Source organism: uncultured Litoreibacter sp., from assembly GCF_947501785.1.
Lineage (GTDB): Bacteria > Pseudomonadota > Alphaproteobacteria > Rhodobacterales > Rhodobacteraceae > Litoreibacter.
In genome coordinates, this window is the sequence record NZ_CANMXB010000001.1 from 2,958,031 (window position 1) to 2,975,655 (window position 17,625).

The 17,625-nt window shown below is 56.8% G+C and carries 15 protein-coding genes; 5 read left to right on the plus strand and 10 right to left on the minus strand.

Annotation, left to right across the window (positions count from 1 at the left end; all coding sequences use genetic code 11):
* Positions 1-31: 31 nt before the first annotated feature.
* Together rfbB and rfbC are read right to left on the minus strand one after the other, a co-directional pair.
* Positions 32-1,072, minus strand: coding sequence for a dTDP-glucose 4,6-dehydratase (gene rfbB / locus Q0899_RS14690; protein ID WP_299193740.1), 1,041 nt, complete (start codon positions 1,070-1,072; stop codon positions 32-34).
* Positions 1,069-1,632 carry a dTDP-4-dehydrorhamnose 3,5-epimerase gene (gene rfbC / locus Q0899_RS14695; protein WP_298295955.1) on the minus strand — a complete coding sequence of 188 codons (564 nt, stop codon included), beginning with the start codon at positions 1,630-1,632 and terminating at the stop codon, positions 1,069-1,071. The genes rfbB and rfbC overlap by 4 nt, the downstream gene beginning before the upstream one ends.
* A gap of 203 nt (positions 1,633-1,835) precedes the next feature.
* Here rfbC and Q0899_RS14700 point away from each other — a divergent pair, with 203 nt between their 5' ends.
* From Q0899_RS14700 to Q0899_RS14715, 4 genes are all read left to right on the plus strand, one after another.
* Positions 1,836-4,529, plus strand: coding sequence for a hypothetical protein (locus Q0899_RS14700; RefSeq protein ID WP_299193742.1), 2,694 nt, complete (start codon positions 1,836-1,838; stop codon positions 4,527-4,529).
* 169 nt (positions 4,530-4,698) lie between these two features.
* Entirely contained in the window at positions 4,699-6,144 is a 1,446-nt protein-coding gene (locus Q0899_RS14705; RefSeq protein ID WP_299193744.1) for a hypothetical protein, read from the plus strand.
* A gap of 32 nt (positions 6,145-6,176) precedes the next feature.
* On the plus strand, positions 6,177-7,112 hold the full coding sequence (locus Q0899_RS14710) for an NAD-dependent epimerase/dehydratase family protein (protein ID WP_299193746.1): 936 nt from the start codon (positions 6,177-6,179) through the stop codon (positions 7,110-7,112).
* A complete protein-coding gene (locus Q0899_RS14715) occupies positions 7,102-9,111 on the plus strand; it encodes an FkbM family methyltransferase (RefSeq protein WP_299193748.1) in 2,010 nt (669 codons plus the stop codon). The genes Q0899_RS14710 and Q0899_RS14715 overlap by 11 nt, the downstream gene beginning before the upstream one ends.
* Positions 9,112-9,141: 30 nt before the next feature.
* Here Q0899_RS14715 and Q0899_RS14720 read toward each other — a convergent pair whose 3' ends face one another.
* The 5 genes from Q0899_RS14720 to Q0899_RS14740 form a co-directional block, all read right to left on the minus strand.
* Positions 9,142-9,924 (minus strand): FkbM family methyltransferase, encoded by a 783-nt coding sequence (locus Q0899_RS14720; RefSeq protein WP_298295243.1) that lies wholly within the window; start codon positions 9,922-9,924, stop codon positions 9,142-9,144.
* A gap of 48 nt (positions 9,925-9,972) precedes the next feature.
* Complete coding sequence (locus Q0899_RS14725) at positions 9,973-10,839, minus strand: sulfotransferase (protein ID WP_298295245.1); 867 nt, start codon at positions 10,837-10,839, stop codon at positions 9,973-9,975.
* Between the two features lie 11 nt (positions 10,840-10,850).
* Positions 10,851-11,963, minus strand: a complete 1,113-nt coding sequence (locus Q0899_RS14730; RefSeq protein WP_299193751.1) for a hypothetical protein — start codon at positions 11,961-11,963, stop codon at positions 10,851-10,853.
* Between the two features lie 76 nt (positions 11,964-12,039).
* A complete protein-coding gene (locus tag Q0899_RS14735; RefSeq protein WP_298295249.1) occupies positions 12,040-12,708 on the minus strand; it encodes an ABC transporter ATP-binding protein in 669 nt (222 codons plus the stop codon).
* Positions 12,709-12,727: 19 nt separating this feature from the next.
* Positions 12,728-13,795 (minus strand): sugar transporter, encoded by a 1,068-nt coding sequence (locus Q0899_RS14740; protein ID WP_299193754.1) that lies wholly within the window; start codon positions 13,793-13,795, stop codon positions 12,728-12,730.
* On the opposite strand from Q0899_RS14740, the gene Q0899_RS14745 reads away from it, so the two are divergent.
* Complete coding sequence (locus Q0899_RS14745; protein WP_299193756.1) at positions 13,794-13,991, plus strand: hypothetical protein; 198 nt, start codon at positions 13,794-13,796, stop codon at positions 13,989-13,991. The genes Q0899_RS14740 and Q0899_RS14745 overlap by 2 nt on opposite strands.
* A gap of 95 nt (positions 13,992-14,086) precedes the next feature.
* Here the strand turns inward: Q0899_RS14745 and Q0899_RS14750 are convergent, their stop codons facing one another.
* The 3 genes from Q0899_RS14750 to Q0899_RS14760 all read right to left on the minus strand — a co-directional run bounded on the left by Q0899_RS14750 (position 14,087) and on the right by Q0899_RS14760 (position 17,588).
* Positions 14,087-14,896 (minus strand): ABC transporter permease, encoded by an 810-nt coding sequence (locus Q0899_RS14750; protein WP_298295254.1) that lies wholly within the window; start codon positions 14,894-14,896, stop codon positions 14,087-14,089.
* A 137-nt stretch (positions 14,897-15,033) separates the two neighbouring features.
* A complete protein-coding gene (locus Q0899_RS14755) occupies positions 15,034-16,263 on the minus strand; it encodes a glycosyltransferase (protein WP_299193759.1) in 1,230 nt (409 codons plus the stop codon).
* Positions 16,263-17,588, minus strand: coding sequence for a glycosyltransferase (locus tag Q0899_RS14760; protein ID WP_299193761.1), 1,326 nt, complete (start codon positions 17,586-17,588; stop codon positions 16,263-16,265). The genes Q0899_RS14755 and Q0899_RS14760 overlap by 1 nt, the downstream gene beginning before the upstream one ends.
* Positions 17,589-17,625 lie beyond the last annotated feature (37 nt).

Sequence of the window (17,625 nt, forward strand, 5' to 3'; positions counted from 1 at the left end):
CAACTAAATCAGATGTATAAGTTGGCGTCGCTTAGGCCTTGGTGCCAAGCCGGGTGCCCACCCCGTCGCGGTTTTGCAGGGCGCGCCACCAGTCCTCGTTTTCCAGGTACCAATTGACGGTCTTTTCCAGGCCCTGCTCAAGCGTCACTGACGGACGCCAGTCCAGCTCGTCGCGGATGCGGGTCGGGTCGATGGCGTAGCGCAGGTCGTGGCCGGGGCGGTCGGCGACGAAGGTGATCAGCTCTGAATAGGGGGTGTCCTGCGGGCGGAGCCGGTCCAGAATGGCGCAGATGTTGCGGACAATGTCGATGTTCGTCGCCTCGTTCTCTCCGCCGATATTGTAGCTGCGCCCGAGCACGCCGTTTTCCAACACGCACAAAAGCGCATCAGCATGATCTTCCACATAGAGCCAGTCGCGCACATTTTCGCCAGCGCCGTAGACCGGAATGGATTTCCCCGCGAGCGCGTTCAGGATCACCACCGGGATCAGTTTTTCGGGGAAGTGGTAGGGGCCGTAATTGTTCGAGCAATTCGTCATCACCACGGGCAGGCCGTAGGTCTCTGCCCAGGCGCGTACCAAATGGTCGGAGGCAGCCTTTGACGCAGAATAGGGACTGTTTGGCGCGTAGGGAGTGTCTTCCGTGAACATCCCGTCCGCACCCAGAGAACCGTAGACCTCGTCAGTGGAGACGTGGTGGAACCGAAAATCTTGCGGCTTGCCCTGACCTTCCCAAAAATCACGCGCGGCCTGAAGCAGCTGGAAGGTGCCGTCGATATTGGTCGAGATGAAGTCGCCGGGCCCGTCAATGGAACGATCAACATGCGATTCCGCCGCGAGGTGCATCACCGCGTCGGGCTGGTGTTGTGCGAAGATACGTTTCAAGGCCGCCGGATCGCGGATGTCGGCCTGCTCAAACGCGTAGCCTGGCGTATCCGCGACGCTTGCGACGTTGGCGGGGCAGGCGGCATAGGTCAGCGCGTCGAGGTTGACCACATCATGCTCGCGCGAGATGGCGAGACGGACCACCGCAGAGCCGATAAACCCGGCCCCACCGGTAACCAAAATCTTCATGGCGAGGGCCCTTCCCAACTAAACGGCGTGTCAAACTCCGCCAAGGGAGGAGCGGCGGCATCCTTGTCCGACAGGACCGGCGTGCCGTCAAACCCCCAATCCACACCGCAACTGTCCCAACGCACCGCCCCGTCAGAGGCAGGTGCGTAGTAGTTGCTGCATTTGTAGATGATCTCTGTGTCGTCGGTCAGCGTCAGAAACCCATGCGCAAACCCTTCCGGGACCAACAGCTGACGGCCATTCACAGCGCTGAGCTCATAGGCGACTGATTGCCCAAAGGTGGGTGAGCCCGCGCGGATATCGACGGCCACGTCCAGCAGCGCCCCGCGTCCGCATCGCACCAGCTTTGCCTGCGCATCCGGGGGGGCCTGAAAATGCAGACCTCGTATCGTGCCTTTCGACGCCGAGACAGAGTGATTGTCCTGCACAAAGTCATAATCGAGCCCATGCGCGGCCATTTCCCTGCGGCTCCAGCTTTCAGAGAAGAAACCGCGTGCGTCGCCGAATCTTGGAGGGGTGATCAACATGACACCCGGCAAAATGGTCTTTTCTACGTCCAGCAACGCAATTCCTCTCGGCCTGTTAGCCTGCCTATAGCAGTCCGCCCCAACGATGTCACTTGGCCCAGGGGGCATGCTCAATTTGCAGCGGTTTCACCTCAATTTGTCAGCAAAAGTCGCAGTACAGACACCTTCTGAAACAGAATTTTGCCTTCCGTCACGGGGAAACAAATGGCCAATCAATCGCAATGACGGGGGCCGCGATGCCACGCGCCAATTTTAGCGCTCCAATAACACTGGGTTTGCAGAATTCCGCTGCTTCGGCGGGTCTGACCGACCTGCTGGTCCATGAGATCGACGGGGAGGCTTTCCTATACGCCACCACCCGCGCGGGCGGGCAGGTGTCGACCATATCTTTGGGTGGCGCGTCGGGTCAGGCCGCTTTGCTGACGTCGACCGCACTGTCGCCGGTCTTCACCCAGCTTGTAGATGTCGACCTGGCAGCGCGTCACACCGCCGACGGCGTGCAGCTGCTGCTTGGTGGGCTTTTCTCCGATATGGTTCAGGCGTTTGAGCTGGACGTTTCCGGCGCGGGCCTTGGGGAGGTTCAGAACGCGGTTGCCCTTGGCACAGAAGGGTTTGATGCCGCGCTGCTGCGCGAACTTGCCTTGACGGCTGACGGAGCGACGGGATTGGCCGCATTGCAATCGGGCGCGCTTGTGCAATTGGACTTTGCCGGGTCGCAGGTCACAAGCACCCAGATTATGGCCGGACCGCAAGGCGTTGGGGGTCACGTCACAGAGCTTTTGGTCTTCACTGACGAAGGGGCCACCTTTGCCCTCGCCACGCGGCCGGGTCTTGACCAACTTGACCTGCTGCGGTTGGACGGCGGGCAGTTCAGCCATGAAACCTCGGTCAATGTTGGTGACGGCGTTTGGTTCAATGCGCCGGGTGCCCTGGCCGTGGCAGACGTGGGAGACACCACTTATGTGGTGGTTGCAGGACAGGACAGCAATTCACTTACAGTGTTCGCCCTTGATGCGACCGGCGGCACCCTGACGCCGGTGGACCATGTGCTTGATACAAGCGATACACGCTTCTCCTCTCCGTCGCAGTTAGAGGCGTTCGAGGTCAATGGACGCAACTTCCTTGTTGCCTCCGGCGATGATGCGGGGTTGACCGTTTTCGAGGTCTTGCCGGAAGGGCGGCTTCACATCGTCACCAACGTCGCAGGCAGCGTCGACAGCCCGCTGGCCGGGATCAGCGCCTTGGAGGTGGTTGCGACCGCCAACGGCGCGCGTATTTTTGTGGCGACGCAGTCTGAGCCGTTCCTTGTGGAATATGACTTCAACTTCTCAGATTTGGGGCCACAGATCACCGCGGCCGCCGGCGGGGGCACGGTCAATGGCGCCGCAACCGATGACAGTTTGATCGGGTTGGACGGCAATGACACCCTGCATGGCGGCGCGGGCAGCGATGTTCTGGTGGACGGTGCCGGCGAAGACACGCTATGGGGCGGGGACGGGGCCGACACGTTCATTCTGACCCGTGACGGCGACCGTGACCGGATCATGGATTTTGAAATCGGCGTGGACCGACTTGACCTGACCTCTCTGTCCGCGTTGTTCGACCCCAACAATATCGGCGTGTCCCTGACCAGCTACGGCGCAGAGCTATTCGTGGGCGGCGAAGTGATCGAGCTTCACGTCGCCGACGGTGGGGCCTTGCAGCTTTCTGATCTCGGGCTCGACGCCTTTGTCGGAATCGACCGGGTCGTGATTGATCCGGGCCCGCTTGTCCCCCCGTCTGGATCACCGCCGCACCCGGAGATGCCGGATGCCCCAGATGTGGCGATGTTTATGGTTGCCCCGACCTTTCCAAACGTCAGCACCATGGCACAGACCTATTCAGGGGACGGTCAGGCCGACCCGATCACGCTTGGCGCAGGCAACGATATTGTCATGTTGGGCAGGGGGGCAGATACCGCGGATACCGGCGGCGGTGACGACATGATTGATGGGGGCGCCGGGAATGACACAATATTCGGCGGCAGCGGCGATGACCTGATCTTTGGCGGCGTTGGGTTCGACGTGCTTGAGGGCGGAGCGGGGAATGACCGCCTGGACGGCGGCTCTTTCGCTGACCTTATCAATGGCGGTGATGGCGACGATCTGATCGTCGGCGGCGCGGGTTTCGACAATCTTAACGGTGGGGCGGGCAACGACCAACTGTGGGGAGGAACGTCGCCCGACCGCCTGTCAGGCGGTGACGGCGATGACGTGCTGCGGGCCGGCAGCAACTTCGGATGGACCGTCGACGGCCTTTCGGGCGGCGCAGGGGACGACATGCTGTTCGGGGAAGCGGGGTTTGATTTGCTGGACGGCGGCGACGGTGATGACCTGTTGTTTGGCGGCGCGCAGGCCGACACGCTGCTGGGCGGAGCCGGGGCGGATTGGCTGGATGGCGGCGCTGGGTTTGACCGGCTTTTCGCCGGTGCTGGCAATGATACGCTAGTCGGTGGTCAGGGCACTGACGCGCTGTTTGGCCAATGGGGGGACGACCTGATGTCGGGCGGAACCGAAAGGGACCGGCTGTGGGGAGGACCCGGCAATGATGTGCTTTGGGGGGATTCGGGCGATGACGAGTTGTCAGGCGGCTCCGGGTTTGACTGGATCGACGGCGGCACCGGCGACGATGTGATGTCGGGCAATTTCAACGCCGACACCTTCGCCTTTGCCAGCGGTCACGGCCATGACACGGTGCGTGACTTTGACGCGCGCAATGATTTGGAGCGCATAGATCTGACGTTGCTGGACAGCCTCAACAATTTTGACGCCGTCCTGGCCGCCGCGGAACAAGTTGGCGGTGACGTTCTGATCAACACCGGGGACGACAGCACAATTTTGCTGTTGGGTGTCCAGCTATCCGATTTGGACGCTTTGGATTTCATCTTTTAGGGATTTACCCGCCGATCTACCAACGACATGGCGCATTTCCCGAGGTTTTCCCACTAGATACTGCAATCTTTGGCCGATAGGTCTTCGAAGACCCGCGAAAGCGGTCTAACCCATGGATTCTTCCGCAAATATAATTTAGCCACATCGGCAAGCAACGGAGATTGGTTTTTTGCAGATTTTTAGGCACCTTTTGGAGAATGTCGATCAATGCGGTAGCGCAGATGGGCTCTATGCCGAAATCGAAAATTTGTTTGACGGCCTAACCGATTTCCCGGGCTGGGTGTTCGACCCCGAAGCCGAGCTGCCAGCTGCAACAGAATTGGCAAAGGTCCAACCTGACGCTTTGATTTTGGCTGCGTATGCCTGGAATACCTATCTGACTGCCCGCAATGCGCGCCCACGCCGCTATGGCGCAGATTATCTGGCAATGAAACGCGTTGTCGCGGACGCGCTGAGCAACTGCTACACGCAATCCGCTACAGTAAGTGTCGATGACCCATTGCGTGTCGCAATTTGGGTTCCATGGCTGCCAAACAACCCAAATAACAACATTCTTAGGGTCGTGGCGGGTTACTTGGGCGGATTACGTGACCTGGAAGGGGTAGAGGCGGCGCTGGTTCTGACCAATGAAGTCTCCTTCCCGGTCGGAACCTCTGTCGCGCACGCTCGCAAGGACCCTCGTGCTTACAGGGCTACTTTGGAAGGCGTCATTGCGGAATACGGTGCTCCGGCAGATGCGCTTTACATGGCACCGCCGCCCTTAACTGAAGAGGGTAATCTAAACTGGTTTCTCAATTTCCAAGAGACCTTTCGGCCCAATGCAGTATTCGTCCCAAACTTCGAAATGAGCTCTGTCCATGTCCACGGATGCGGACAATCAGCTGCGACCGTTTACCTGCAGACCAGCGTCCGCAACCGACCACCGTATGACTTTTCGCGCTATTTGTATCTGGGTGAAGAACGCAAGATCGACGATAGCCATATTCACCCGGACAAATGGCACTACCATTCTTTCGGCTATGGCAATTTTGGGACTGGTGCTGGCCTTTCGCGCGAAGATGTCGGATTGGATGAGGACGCCTTTGTTGTCGTGACAGCAGGCAACCGGCTTGGCCACGAGATTGATGCCGAAATTATCGGTGTGATGGCTAACTTGATGGAACAAAACAACAAAGTTGTCTGGATGCTCATGGGTGTGCAGAATGAAGACCAAATTCGGGATAACCTTGGAGAACGGTTTGCCGTCATGGCGGACAGGGTTTTGTGCAAGGGTTATGTGCGTGAAATTGGTGATTACATGTCACTTTCGGATGTCTACGCGAACCCGCGACGCACTGGCGGCGCAGTGAGCATGGCTTTGGCCGTCTATGGCCACACACCCGTCCTAAGTTTCTATGGCAACGACGCGTGCAACTTCCTTATTGATGAGATGATGCATGAAACGGCTGAGGCATATGGCGCAAAGCTGGCTGAGCTTGCCACGGACAAGGCCTATCTAAATCATGTGGATGTCGTGCAACGGGCACGCTTTGACGCAGGGCACACCATCGCCGCATCAGCAGCAGATCTTGAATTGCATCTCAATGCCGCCCGGAGTGATTGGAGCGCAGAGTGACGTCGTCGCTCTCAGGCGCGGTCTGCGTAATTGTGGGCGGGGGCGGGTTCCTTGGCGCGAACCTGGCTATGGCTTTGAAAGCTGAGGGCGCCCATGTCCGCGCTTTTGGCCGAACTCGTTACTTTGAAGACCCCCTCAAAGACGTCCACTGGATGAGCGGGACGCTTGACAATATGCAGAAGCTTTCCAGCCTGATTGATGGTGCAGATGTGGTTTTCCACCTTGCAGGCACGTCTACCCCGGCAAGCGCAGAGGCCAATCGGAAAGAAGATGTTACCGGTTCTGTTTTGGGCACCATAAACCTTCTGGACTTGTGCCGGTCAGTGTCTGTCGACAGGGTTGTTTTTACATCTTCTGGCGGGACGGTTTATGGGAACTCAACCGATACACCCTTCTCGGAGACGACACTTCCGCAGCCCATATCAAGCTACGGCATAAATAAGCTTGCCGCAGAGTTCTATTTCCAACTGTATAATCGGACCTACGGGATGAAAAACACGGTGTTGCGCGTGGCAAATCCATTCGGCCCGTATCAACATGGTCTAAAGAACCAAGGAGCCATCCCAATATTTGCGCGAAGGGCTTTGGCCAAACAGCCGCTCAAAATTTGGGGTGACGGCAATGCGACCCGCGACTACCTTTTTGGCTCTGATGTCGCTCAGGCCATGATCGCCGCTGCGACCTATGAGGGCGGTGAGACGGTCTTCAATATTGGGTCGGGTGTCGGGCGCAGCCTGAATGAGCTGATCGCGGATCTGAAAACCGTCCTGGGTCACGAGATTGACGTTCAATATCAAGAACCGCGTGGTCTAGATGTGCCCACCAGCATCCTTGATTGTAGCCTTGCCGCACAAGAATTGGGTTGGAGGGCCGAAACCGATTGGTTGACGGCCCTGCGCAAGACTTGTGACTGGGTGAGAGCAGATATGGGGCTTGCGGCGAAACAAGGAGACGGCAATGGGGATTGATCTGCCCGCATTTGAATTTCTTCTGAAGGCAAATGCAGAGTTTGGAGATTTTGGGTCTACCGTCGTGCTTGGTCGGCAGCGCCTTTTGATGCGTGATGAAAACGCACGAGCGCGGTTTGGCGCAGTACTCGAACGTTACCGACCCGACCTATCGTTGGATGACATTGCAGACGAAAATGTGGACCGGCTGATTTCGGCGTTAGGTGGTGATCCTTATCAGGTGATGGACAACTCGGCCTATGAAGGCGCCCAAGTAATCCATGATTTGAATGAGCCGCTGCCAAACGAGCTGAAAGGCAAATTTGATACTGTCATTGACATTGGCACTCTGGAGCATGTGTTCAACATCGCAACAGCGATGAAAAGCGTGGCTGAGGCAGTCCGTGTTGGTGGGCAGTTCCTGTGCCTAAACATCGCAAACAATCACCTGGGCCATGGATTCTGGCAATTTTCGCCGGAAGTTTTCTTCCGCACGTTCAGCCCGGCCCATGGATTCGAGCCGCGGCTGGCTGACCTGTATTATCAAGGCGCATTTCATCCGCTCCGCGACCCGCTGACAATTGGGCAGCGAGACCCAATCAAGACGCCTGGCTACACTTATGTCACGTTCGGTGCCCGCAAATCCGAGGAGCGGGACATGTTTGCCGAGGGTTGGCCGGTACAGGCCGATTACGTCGCCGCGTGGACCCTCTTTCAGGTTCGCTCGGCTGAGCGCGAGGGGCAGATGGAAACGGCGGAAGCAACACTGCGTGATGCATTGGCCAAGGCTCAGGAGAACCCGGCTTACATGGTCGCGCTTGCGTCCGTTTTGCGCCGAACCGGGCGCCACGACAACGAATATTCCGAGTTAATCGGCCGTGCCTCGGAGGCTGCGCCTGATCTTCCAAGCCTGTTGAACGAACTCAAAGCCTCTGGAAAATCCGGCACTGCCGCGGAACAACCGCCCCTGCCTTCCACAAATCGCATTGATGTTGGGCCCGTCAGCTTGGCGATCGGAGACCCCCGCATACCCGAAAAGACCGAGGATGCACTGAAGCGCGGCCGGTATGAATTCAAAGAGCGCGAAATTGCCCGACGGATGCTGGGCAAGGGCGACCGGGTTATCGAGTTGGGCGCCGGTATGGGTGTGGTCTCGTTAACAATTGCGACCTTGGTTGGGGCTGATGCGGTCCAGAGTTTTGAAGCGAACCCCGTGATCATTGAATTGGCGCGCGAAAATGCGGTTGCCAACGGTCTTCCAGTGACCTTCAGACATGCAATTGCCAGCCCGCAGGTTGTGGCGGAGCAGATGCCGCATATCGAGTTTTTTGTGCTCAATTCCTTTGAAGCATCATCAACCCGGCAGGTGAGCCCAACGCAAAAGGCGATACAGGTTGCGACCACCTCGCTTGAGTCAGAAATTTCAATCCATCGCGCGAACGCTCTGGTCTGCGATATCGAGGGGTTCGAGGTCGAAATCATCGAGAAAACCGATCTGTCCGGCATCGACAAATTCATTCTGGAAATTCACCCCAAGATAATTGGGCTGGATGACTGCGTGACATTAATCGACCTGCTTGAAGAGCGCGGATTGATACTTCGCGCTGATCTGGCATTCGGCGACGTGATTGCCTTTGAAAGAGGCGCGAAGGCTGCCGAAATGGGGGGCGGTGCTTTGTTTGCGGCGCTTGACGAATTGGAGGCGCTGATCCGCTCCAAGGAGACTGACCGCGCTTTTGCCAAGGTGGCCGAACTTGAAGACGTCATTAACGAAAATGCGTATGTGCAATTTCGTATTGCGCAGCTCGAACAGATGGCAGGCAAAGACAGCTTGTTGCGCGCAACCCGGTCCGCTGAGTTGGGTTCGGAAGATTTCCTGCTGTATACCCATCTTGCCGGTCAATACGCCGTCTTGGGTGACAAACCGCGGGCGCAGAGTGCCTTGGATACGCTAAACCGTCTATTCCCTAGAAGCCCAAGCATTCCTGCATTGACTGACCGCATTTCGAAACTGATCTGAGACCACCGCAGTTGTTTTCCGACGCTCTGTCTAGAGCGCCTGGAACCTTCTTTCGCGATCGGCGAAATGATTGCTCTCCGGCAGGCCGTTGGTCAGTGACTGAAGCGCGGCCTGATAGGTGGATGCGGAGCCCTCACCGCGTGGCAGGTAGCTTTCGTGCACGTACCAATCGTCATGTTCCGAGATATCAGGCCATTTGTTGACGTAGCCATTTGCGGCAAATAGCTCGCTCAACGGGCCGCGCTGCGACGAAAATCCGTGTTCGACCGTCACGACGCCAAACTGAAAGGCGGAGAAGTCGAAATCTGACAGGATCGCAAGTTCGGACCCTTCGGTATCAATCGACAGGAAGTCGGGTTGTGTTGGCGCGCCCAGTTGGGCAAGCAGTGTCTCCAGCCGAATGGTGTTGACCTGATGGCGCTGGGTTTGTTCCCGACGCCCGGCGCGCCCGGCGATGTCGTCATAGTCGATCCCGGCAATACCCGACAACGCAGGGCGGCCGATCACTGTTTGAAATTCCACGGTGCCGTTATCTTCAGTCCAGATGCAGTCGGTCGTGATGTTGCATTTCCGGCTTTCTAGGATGCGGGATTTGTAGCCGGGATGGGGCTCTGAGACGACACCATTCCAGCCGAGGAGCTCCATCAGGTAGGTGTTCGAATAGTCGATGCCATTGAGCGCACCGAATTCCACGAAATACCCCGTGCGAGACAGGCCGCTTTGCCAGAGCGCGAAGACATCTTGAAATTGCTGCGCGTAATTCAGCTTCAGCATTTGCCCCGCAAAGTCGATAAACGCGTCGCGCTCGTTCATGTCAGTTCCTTTGATCGTCTTGCCGGATATGAGGTCAGCATTGGCTGGTCAGGGGATGTTCCAGCCCTGCGGCAGCACCATGCCCTGTTCCTCAAGGTCATTTGCAATTCTGCGGAAATCTTCGGCAAAAAGCGCGGGGAAAAACTCAGGCATCGGGTGCGAAATGGATTCGTTCACCTTTGAGTTGAGCACATTGTCGGGGAAGTTGTGATGCGGGATGCCGAGAAAATCCTCGATCTCGGCCAATGTCTTGCGCTGATCGGCGTGCATGTCTTCGAAGAAGATACATTTGAGCGCCTCTGGCGGCAGTGCTGCGCGCATATTGCGCAGGCACGCGCCATATTCGGCGTTCTTCCAGATGAACGGTTGCTTGGCAAACTTGTGGAAATCTTTCTCGCTCCAGCTTGACAATTTGTCCGTCTGGCCGGTCACCTGAAGATGGAATTTGACATGGCTCCACAGCCGTTTGACCGGGTCGCGCAGCGTGTACAACACCTTGAGGTTTTTGGAATCCGCATGAATTTGCCGCCACGCCTCTTCAGGCAACATGGCGTAGAGGTTTGAGAAGTCGCAATCGTACCGTTCCGCCCGGCGCAAAGCGAACAGGTTGCGGTACCAGAAATCATCAACCGGACTGTTCAGGTAATTTGTCACCCAATGCAGGTTGTTGCGCACGCGCCCGATAAAGGCGCGGGACGGGTTGAAGTTCAAATAGCGCTTGTGCGCATTTTCCAGCCGCCGCTCTTCGCTGAGCACCGATCGGTCGATGTATTTGTAGTGAAAATAGTGAATTTCTTTCTCGTAGGAAAAGAAAAGATGCGGATGCTTTTCCAACACCACATAGAGCCACGTGGTGCCGGCCTTCATCGCGCCAGCACTGAGGAACAGGTTCTCAAAAACAGGGTCTTGTTGCATGTTTTGTCTGTCTATCCTTTGAGAATTCCAAGTTTGACCAAGCCCTTATAGGCGGCAATTTGATTGTCGAACATCACATTGTTCCACAACTTGGACATGGTTGATTGATGTGCCCGCAGGTTGGCCGCCGAGAGATCCAAGCTTGAGATATCGAAGGGGCTGTCGGTCGGTGTTGCCAACGTCGGAACCCCGTAGACCCGGCCGTAGATATCAGGGGCGATGATCGGGCGCATACTGCCCATACCGGCGGCCACTCCGGTGGTTAGTTTGTTCGTCAGGTAATCCTTACGGCTTTCGGGCAGCAGCAGCATCAAGGCGTCGCAACGGCGCAGCGCCGCGAGATATCGGTTATGCGGCACCTTCCCCGTGACCGGATCCAGCGGGGCGAGTTCAAAATGATCTTCCAGCCCGTTTTTGGCGATGTCCTGTTCCAGCCGCTGGCGGTCCGGACCGCCCGTGAAGACCTGAAAGACAACCGGCACTTCCGTTTTGAGCTTTCCGCTAGCCAAATACGCCACAAGGCGTTCGAAGTCCCGGTTTTTGTAATCCACAGCGCCGGGGATAAGGATGGTGCGCCGGTTGTCATCGGGATCGAATTCGTTGCGGGCCGGGTCCATCCAATAGGCGGGATTGTACACCGCACAGCGGCCACTCAGTTCTGGCACCGTGTCGACAATCTTTGTGACCACATGCTGAGCCAGGCCGAACGCGAAGACCCGCCCTTCGCGGATCAGGTCCATCGCGTGTTCGGATTCCCTTAGAATGTCGGGATTATGGACGATACCCATAATCGGCAGGTCAAACTGCTTCATCCACCGGGCGACACCGTCCCGCTGAAAGGTGTTGGCGAAGATGAAATTGGCCCGTTGGCGTCTGATCGCGTCAGCGACCGCGTCCCATGCGGGCGCGCCTTCATAAGAGACGTATCGGGCATCCAGCCCTTCGACCGGCAGTTCAGCGAAAAAATCTCCGCGGCTGTCAAATATTTTGGAGTTGTAATAGGTCCGGGTGGCGACATTGAGATTGCTTAACGCCCGAAACATCCCGGCCGAGATGTCTTCGTGGACCGCTTCGCACTGTATCGCCGCAGCACGAAGCTGCTTTTGAAGCATAAATCCAAACATCGACTTCACTTTTTCTTCTCAGCGCTTCCGTTCCATACCCGCATATCGCTGTCAACAAGCGGCCCTGGAACCTGCCTCAAGCAGCGGTTTTTTTCATATTTTCGCTGTGTACTTCCAACGCGGCCTGGACGTCATCAAAGATGTGCATCTCGCCGCCTTCCAGCACCACCGCACGGGTGCAGATTTCGGCAATCATGCCCAGAGAGTGGGAAACAATGATCGCGCCCGCATCCGCCAGCCTTTTGGTGAAGACATCGTTGCACTTCTGCCGGAAGTTTGCGTCGCCTACGGTCGTGACCTCATCGACAAGATAGGTGTCGAACGGAACGCCCATAGACACCCCAAACGCCAGGCGTGCCCGCATCCCGGAGGAATAGGTTCTAAACGGCATTTCGAAGTATTTACCCAGCTCCGAGAAGTCCCGCACGTATTCCAGCAGATCGTTGGTGTCGACCCCATAGACCCGCGCAACAAAGCGCGTGTTCTGCGCGCCGGTGAGTTCCGGGTGGAAGCTTCCGGCAAAACCGATTGGCCATGAGACGGAACCGTGACGGACGATCCGCCCGCTGTCACACCCTTGGGTGCCTGCGATGATACGCAACGTGGTAGATTTGCCCGCACCGTTGCGGCCCAGAAATCCAACCACCTCGCCAGACGGGATGTTCATGGACGCATTGCGCAGAATATAGCGCCGCTCCCCACCGCGGAGGCGGAACGACTTGGTGACATTCTGGAACTCAATCACGTGACGCGCCTCGCCGAATTTAGCGTCGGTCGCGAAGCGAGTAGCCGACCAGCAGCAGCAGCACCCAGCTCAAAAGAATGAAGACCGACAAGACCAACCCGATAATTGCGCGTTGCGGGTATTCTGCCGTTTGCGGGAATGACGGCTCGACATGGGCGACGAGGTAGCGCGACTTGCGGCGCGCTTCCGCTGCGGCGGTGTCGTAATTCGCCAAAGTCGCCACATATGCTTGTTCTGCAAATTCCTGATCAACCAACATGGCCTCATACGTACCTAGCGTGGCGTAAAGGTTGTTGCGGGCAGTGCCGGTTGGGTCCTGCGACACAACGGCGGTGCGTTCTTCATTGATGCGGTTTCTGATCGCCTTTACCTTGCGTTCCGCCTGCAGAACACGCGGGTCACTTGCAGTGGTCACGTCCGCCAGCAGATCAAGTTCGATCAGCGCATCAGCAAGCTTTTGCTCCAGTTCATTCAACACGCCCATTTGCCCCTGAACATCGGCATTCGGGTCGATGATCCGCGACGTCTTGCGGAATGTCGAAATCTGGATGCGCGCCTCTTTCAGGCGCTCTGTTGCGGTGTCCAGCTCTTCTTTGGCTGAGCGTATCGTATCCTCTTGCGAGATGCGGCTCAGTCGCTCGATCAATTCGCTGCTATGGGCAAGAATAGCCGTATTGATTGCGTGGCTGTCTTCGGGGGCGAAGCTGCGTGTCTCGACGGTTATGATGCCCGATGCCGTTTCAAGGCGGATCGTGACCATACGCTGCCAGAAATCGAGCAAATCCTCGTTGGAGGCGTCCTTTTCCAGCCCGAAAACCGGATCCGTTTCTTGATGAACCGAGAACCGTTCCCGCAGGTTCAGATCATCATTTACCTTTTTCACCAACCCATGGGATTGAATGTATTGATACAGAACATCCGCATCTGAAGTACCACCAGAGAAATTGCTGAGACCGCCAAGCAAGGAGGATACAGCAGACGAGGCCTCTTCCTTATGGACGGAGAAGGCGGTTTCAGACGAGTACTGATCTGCGGCATGAACGTAGAGGTAATAAAAAACGACGGCGATGGGCATTATCACCAACATGATAAAGCTGCCGAGCGCTGCTACGTGGCGAAACTTCACTTTGGCCGGGCGCACGGACTTCGCGTTGGGCGGTTGGGCCGGCGGGGCTGCAGGGGCCGGAGCGACTGCAGGTGTCACCGGGCGCAGTGGTGTCGCAGGTGGCGCAGGTTCTACCACTTGGGGCGCCGTTTTCACCACCTGGGGCGGCTTGGCCTGATTCTGATCATTTTTTGTCATACGTGATATGCCATTTTCTGAAAGGCTCCTATCTGCGACGTCGAGGCGGCCTCAGGCCGGTCGATTATACATAGGTCACAGCTCATTTAGGATAATCTTGTGATACACCCGCAAAAAGTAAACGCCAAGTGTTGATGGAATGATGCACCACAGCAGGACATAGGGCACAGAGACATATTCGGCGGTGTATTCCGCATAGAATCCCTGTCGCATCAGCCCGACGATATGCGCCAACGGATTGTACCAGATGTAGTTTTGCAGTGTCTCAGGCAGACCCTCATAGGTGTAAAAGATGCAGGACACCAGCAAAGCTGGCCGGTTGATCACTGACCAGATCCGTTCCCAGACAGGTGCAAAGGAAAACAGCAAGCTGTTGACTGAACCAAGCGAAAAACCAAGAAATGACGCGAGTGCAAGCGACAGGGCTATGGATTTGAAATCCAGCGCAACCTCTACGTCAAAAATCACGAAAATACCCATGATTACAAGGTAGTATACCATAATCTGGGTTATGAAATTCAAGATGAACCGCGCCAGAATTGCATCGAGAAAGGTCACTTTCGGGTAGACTAGCAAAGGGCGCGAGAAACGGATGGTTTGCGATATCTTGCCCATCAGATCCACGTACATCACGAATGGAAGAAGCCCGGTGGCATAAAACAGCGCAAAACTCGTACCCATCGGCGGGCTGCGCAAGAAGAAGCCAAATGCGACGGTCAGCAATGTGATGCCGGCGACCGGCTCAAGAATGGCCCACAGATATCCGCCCGGGGACCTGCCATGGGTGGTCGACATTTCCCGCATCAACAGCGCGAAGATCACCCGCCCGGTTTGAAACCGCAGCTTGGCCGGTATTCGGTCCTTATGTGTCGCGATGTCGGACATCAAATTTTTGGCGAACCCCACTGGTAAGCGACATTATTAACGGTGCTATTGCTGCATCTTAGGTCAGCCAGCACCAAGTAGATAGCACGGGCCCGCCATAGGTCTAACACATGTCCGAGAGCGTGCCGCATGCCGCGCTACACCTTCGCAGATGTTTGCGCGGCCAAAATTGGCGATATGATATCGAGAAACTGCGCTGCCTGATCCGCGTAGGTTGCTACAGAGGCGGTTTGCATATCTGCGTTGCCGCGGTGCAGCACTTCCTCCACCTGAGCCTTCAGCGCATCGCTTCCCGCCCCAATTGGGATCAACTTGTCGGGATCAGCGAGCGGGTGCTCGGTGGTGCCGCCGCTGTCTGTCTGCACGACCCGGATGCCGCGGCTAATGGCTTCCCGGATTGCCAGTCCGAACGTCTCTTTCCACTGAGACATGAAAAGCAGCACATCAATCTCGGCGTAAAAATCGTCGATGTTGTCCTGGTCAAAGCGCGGAAACACCTGCCAGTCACCACGCAGCCGGTCCAGATCTTCATCTCCCCACCAACCCTCGTCAATGCTGCCATCGACAAGCAACCCCCTGAAATCTTCTCGGTTGAGGTCGCTGAAGGTCCGGCGGATCAGCGGCCAGCCCTTGATTTGAGACGGCCCACCCAGGAAGCCAAAGCAAATGCGGGGATCACGGGCGCGACGCGCGGACTGTTTGGTGAAGAAATCATCCTTCGGCGGGCGCACCCCGTTTTCCCAGACGATACCTTTGTTGGGGGCAAAACCCGACGCTTCGCAAAGCTCCCGGGCAAATTTGCTTGGATAGGTGACGGCTGCGGCGGTCTCGGCCTGCCGGAAAAGGTAGTTCATCCGCAGTTTGGCGGCGCTGTGGTGGGGAACACATGACCGGCATGTCTCGATATTGACGGGGTTTTGGCCGCAGTAACTCTGGTCGGGTCGGATCATGAATTGTCGCTCGCAGATCCACCAAAAATCATGAACGCTGAGAACGACGGGGATGCCGAGATCGTCAAGCACGGTCATGCAGCCCGCGCCAATATCTTGAATGCAATGCAAATGGACCAGATCAGGCCTGAACTGGTCGGCCAGATCGCCAATAATTTCTGCGACGCGCGGATTGTTGTAAATCTCGGAATAGTTGCGGCCCGCAGGCAAATTTATCAGATAGTTGACCACGCCATCCTTCTCGGAGCGGATCAGGCTGTAAGGGACGAGGTCGGAGCGACTGCACATTGAAATGGCGGTCACATCACAAGCCCCCTTTCCCCGTAGAGCCTTTACCACCTGCTCGGCTACAATGGTCGCGCCGCCATACGAGAAAGGGGCATAGAAAACGTTGATGACGAAGATATGCGGGCGCATCACTCTTCAACCCAAGCCAGCAATTCGGGGTCGATGATATGTGCGGCACCTGAGCCGGACCAGCGGGTCTCTAGGTCCTGCCGGGCCAATTGCCCCATCCTGTTTGCCGCCGCTTTGTCATTCGCCAGCTGGGTTAGGGCGTCGGTCCAATCTTGTGGTGTTTCCGCAATGAACCCGGTTTCGCCATGCCGTACCATTTGCGCCATGTCGCCCACCGGACCCACGATGCTGGGCACCGCGACCGATGACGCGTCGATCACCCGTACGGCACTTTTGCAGCGGTTGAAGATGTCGTCAGTCAGCGGCATTACAGCGCAGTCAACAGTGGCCAGTGTTTCCAGATAGCCGGCATAGTCGGTGAATTTATGCGCATCTACGCGGTCGCGTAGCCCTTCCGGAAGACGCGTGAGGTCAAAATGACCCAGTATGGTCAGCCGGCGGTCTCTGCTGCCTTCCAAAAATCCAATCACCTGCTGCTCGATCTGGGCGAAGTCGACCTCGTGCCCTTGCGAGCCGCTGGCGAATGCGACGCGAAAAGCGCCGTCGTTACTTCCTTTTTCAGGGGTCGCCGCGAGGGTAGCGGCCCCAGCGCTAAGCGTCGCCTGGTCGGCAAAGTTGCGACGCATGTAGACCGGCCGCCGGGTGTAGAGCTTGGCGTGATCCACCATTCCCGGGGTTGAGACGGAAATCACATCCGAGCCATTCATGACATCAAGGTACTTTGGCGCTTCCGACAGGAAATGATCCTTCAATTTCGGGTCAAGCGCGGTCATGTTTTCGTAGGTTTCGTAGGCCGATACCGAGAACAGCGGGTCGTCGATATCATACAGGACAGGCAGACCCAGCCGCCGGGCTTCGTACATGTACATCGAACATGTTGGCATATTTTGAATGCGGTAGAGAACAAGATGCGTCGCGTTTTGCATGATGTTAATGCTGCGAGGCACGTCGAGGTAGTGAGAATAGTTTACCTCTACCCCACGGGACCGCCAAAACTCCGCCAGTTGTTCCACGCGGTATTTGGTGCATTGCGGTAAGTTCATGTCAGCGACTATTGCGATCTGCCGACCTTTGCGTAAGGCCTTCGACGCCGAAGTGACGTGAAACGCATTTTCTTGCGCCAAGGTCCGCCAAATCTTGTTGTAATACTTATGGTCAGAATTGACCGGGCCGCGATGTCCGAAATTCAGGGCGGAGCGCCCAGCGTTGCGCAAGACGATCCCGCCATAGGTGCGGGTCTTTCGAAGTGCGGCCCCCCAACCTTCGTCGCGGACGCACTCAAAGAAGCGTTTCACCAGAGTTGGGCGCAACAGCTTTTGCAACATAATCGCCCCCTTATCCGAACCCTGAATCGCGATTTAT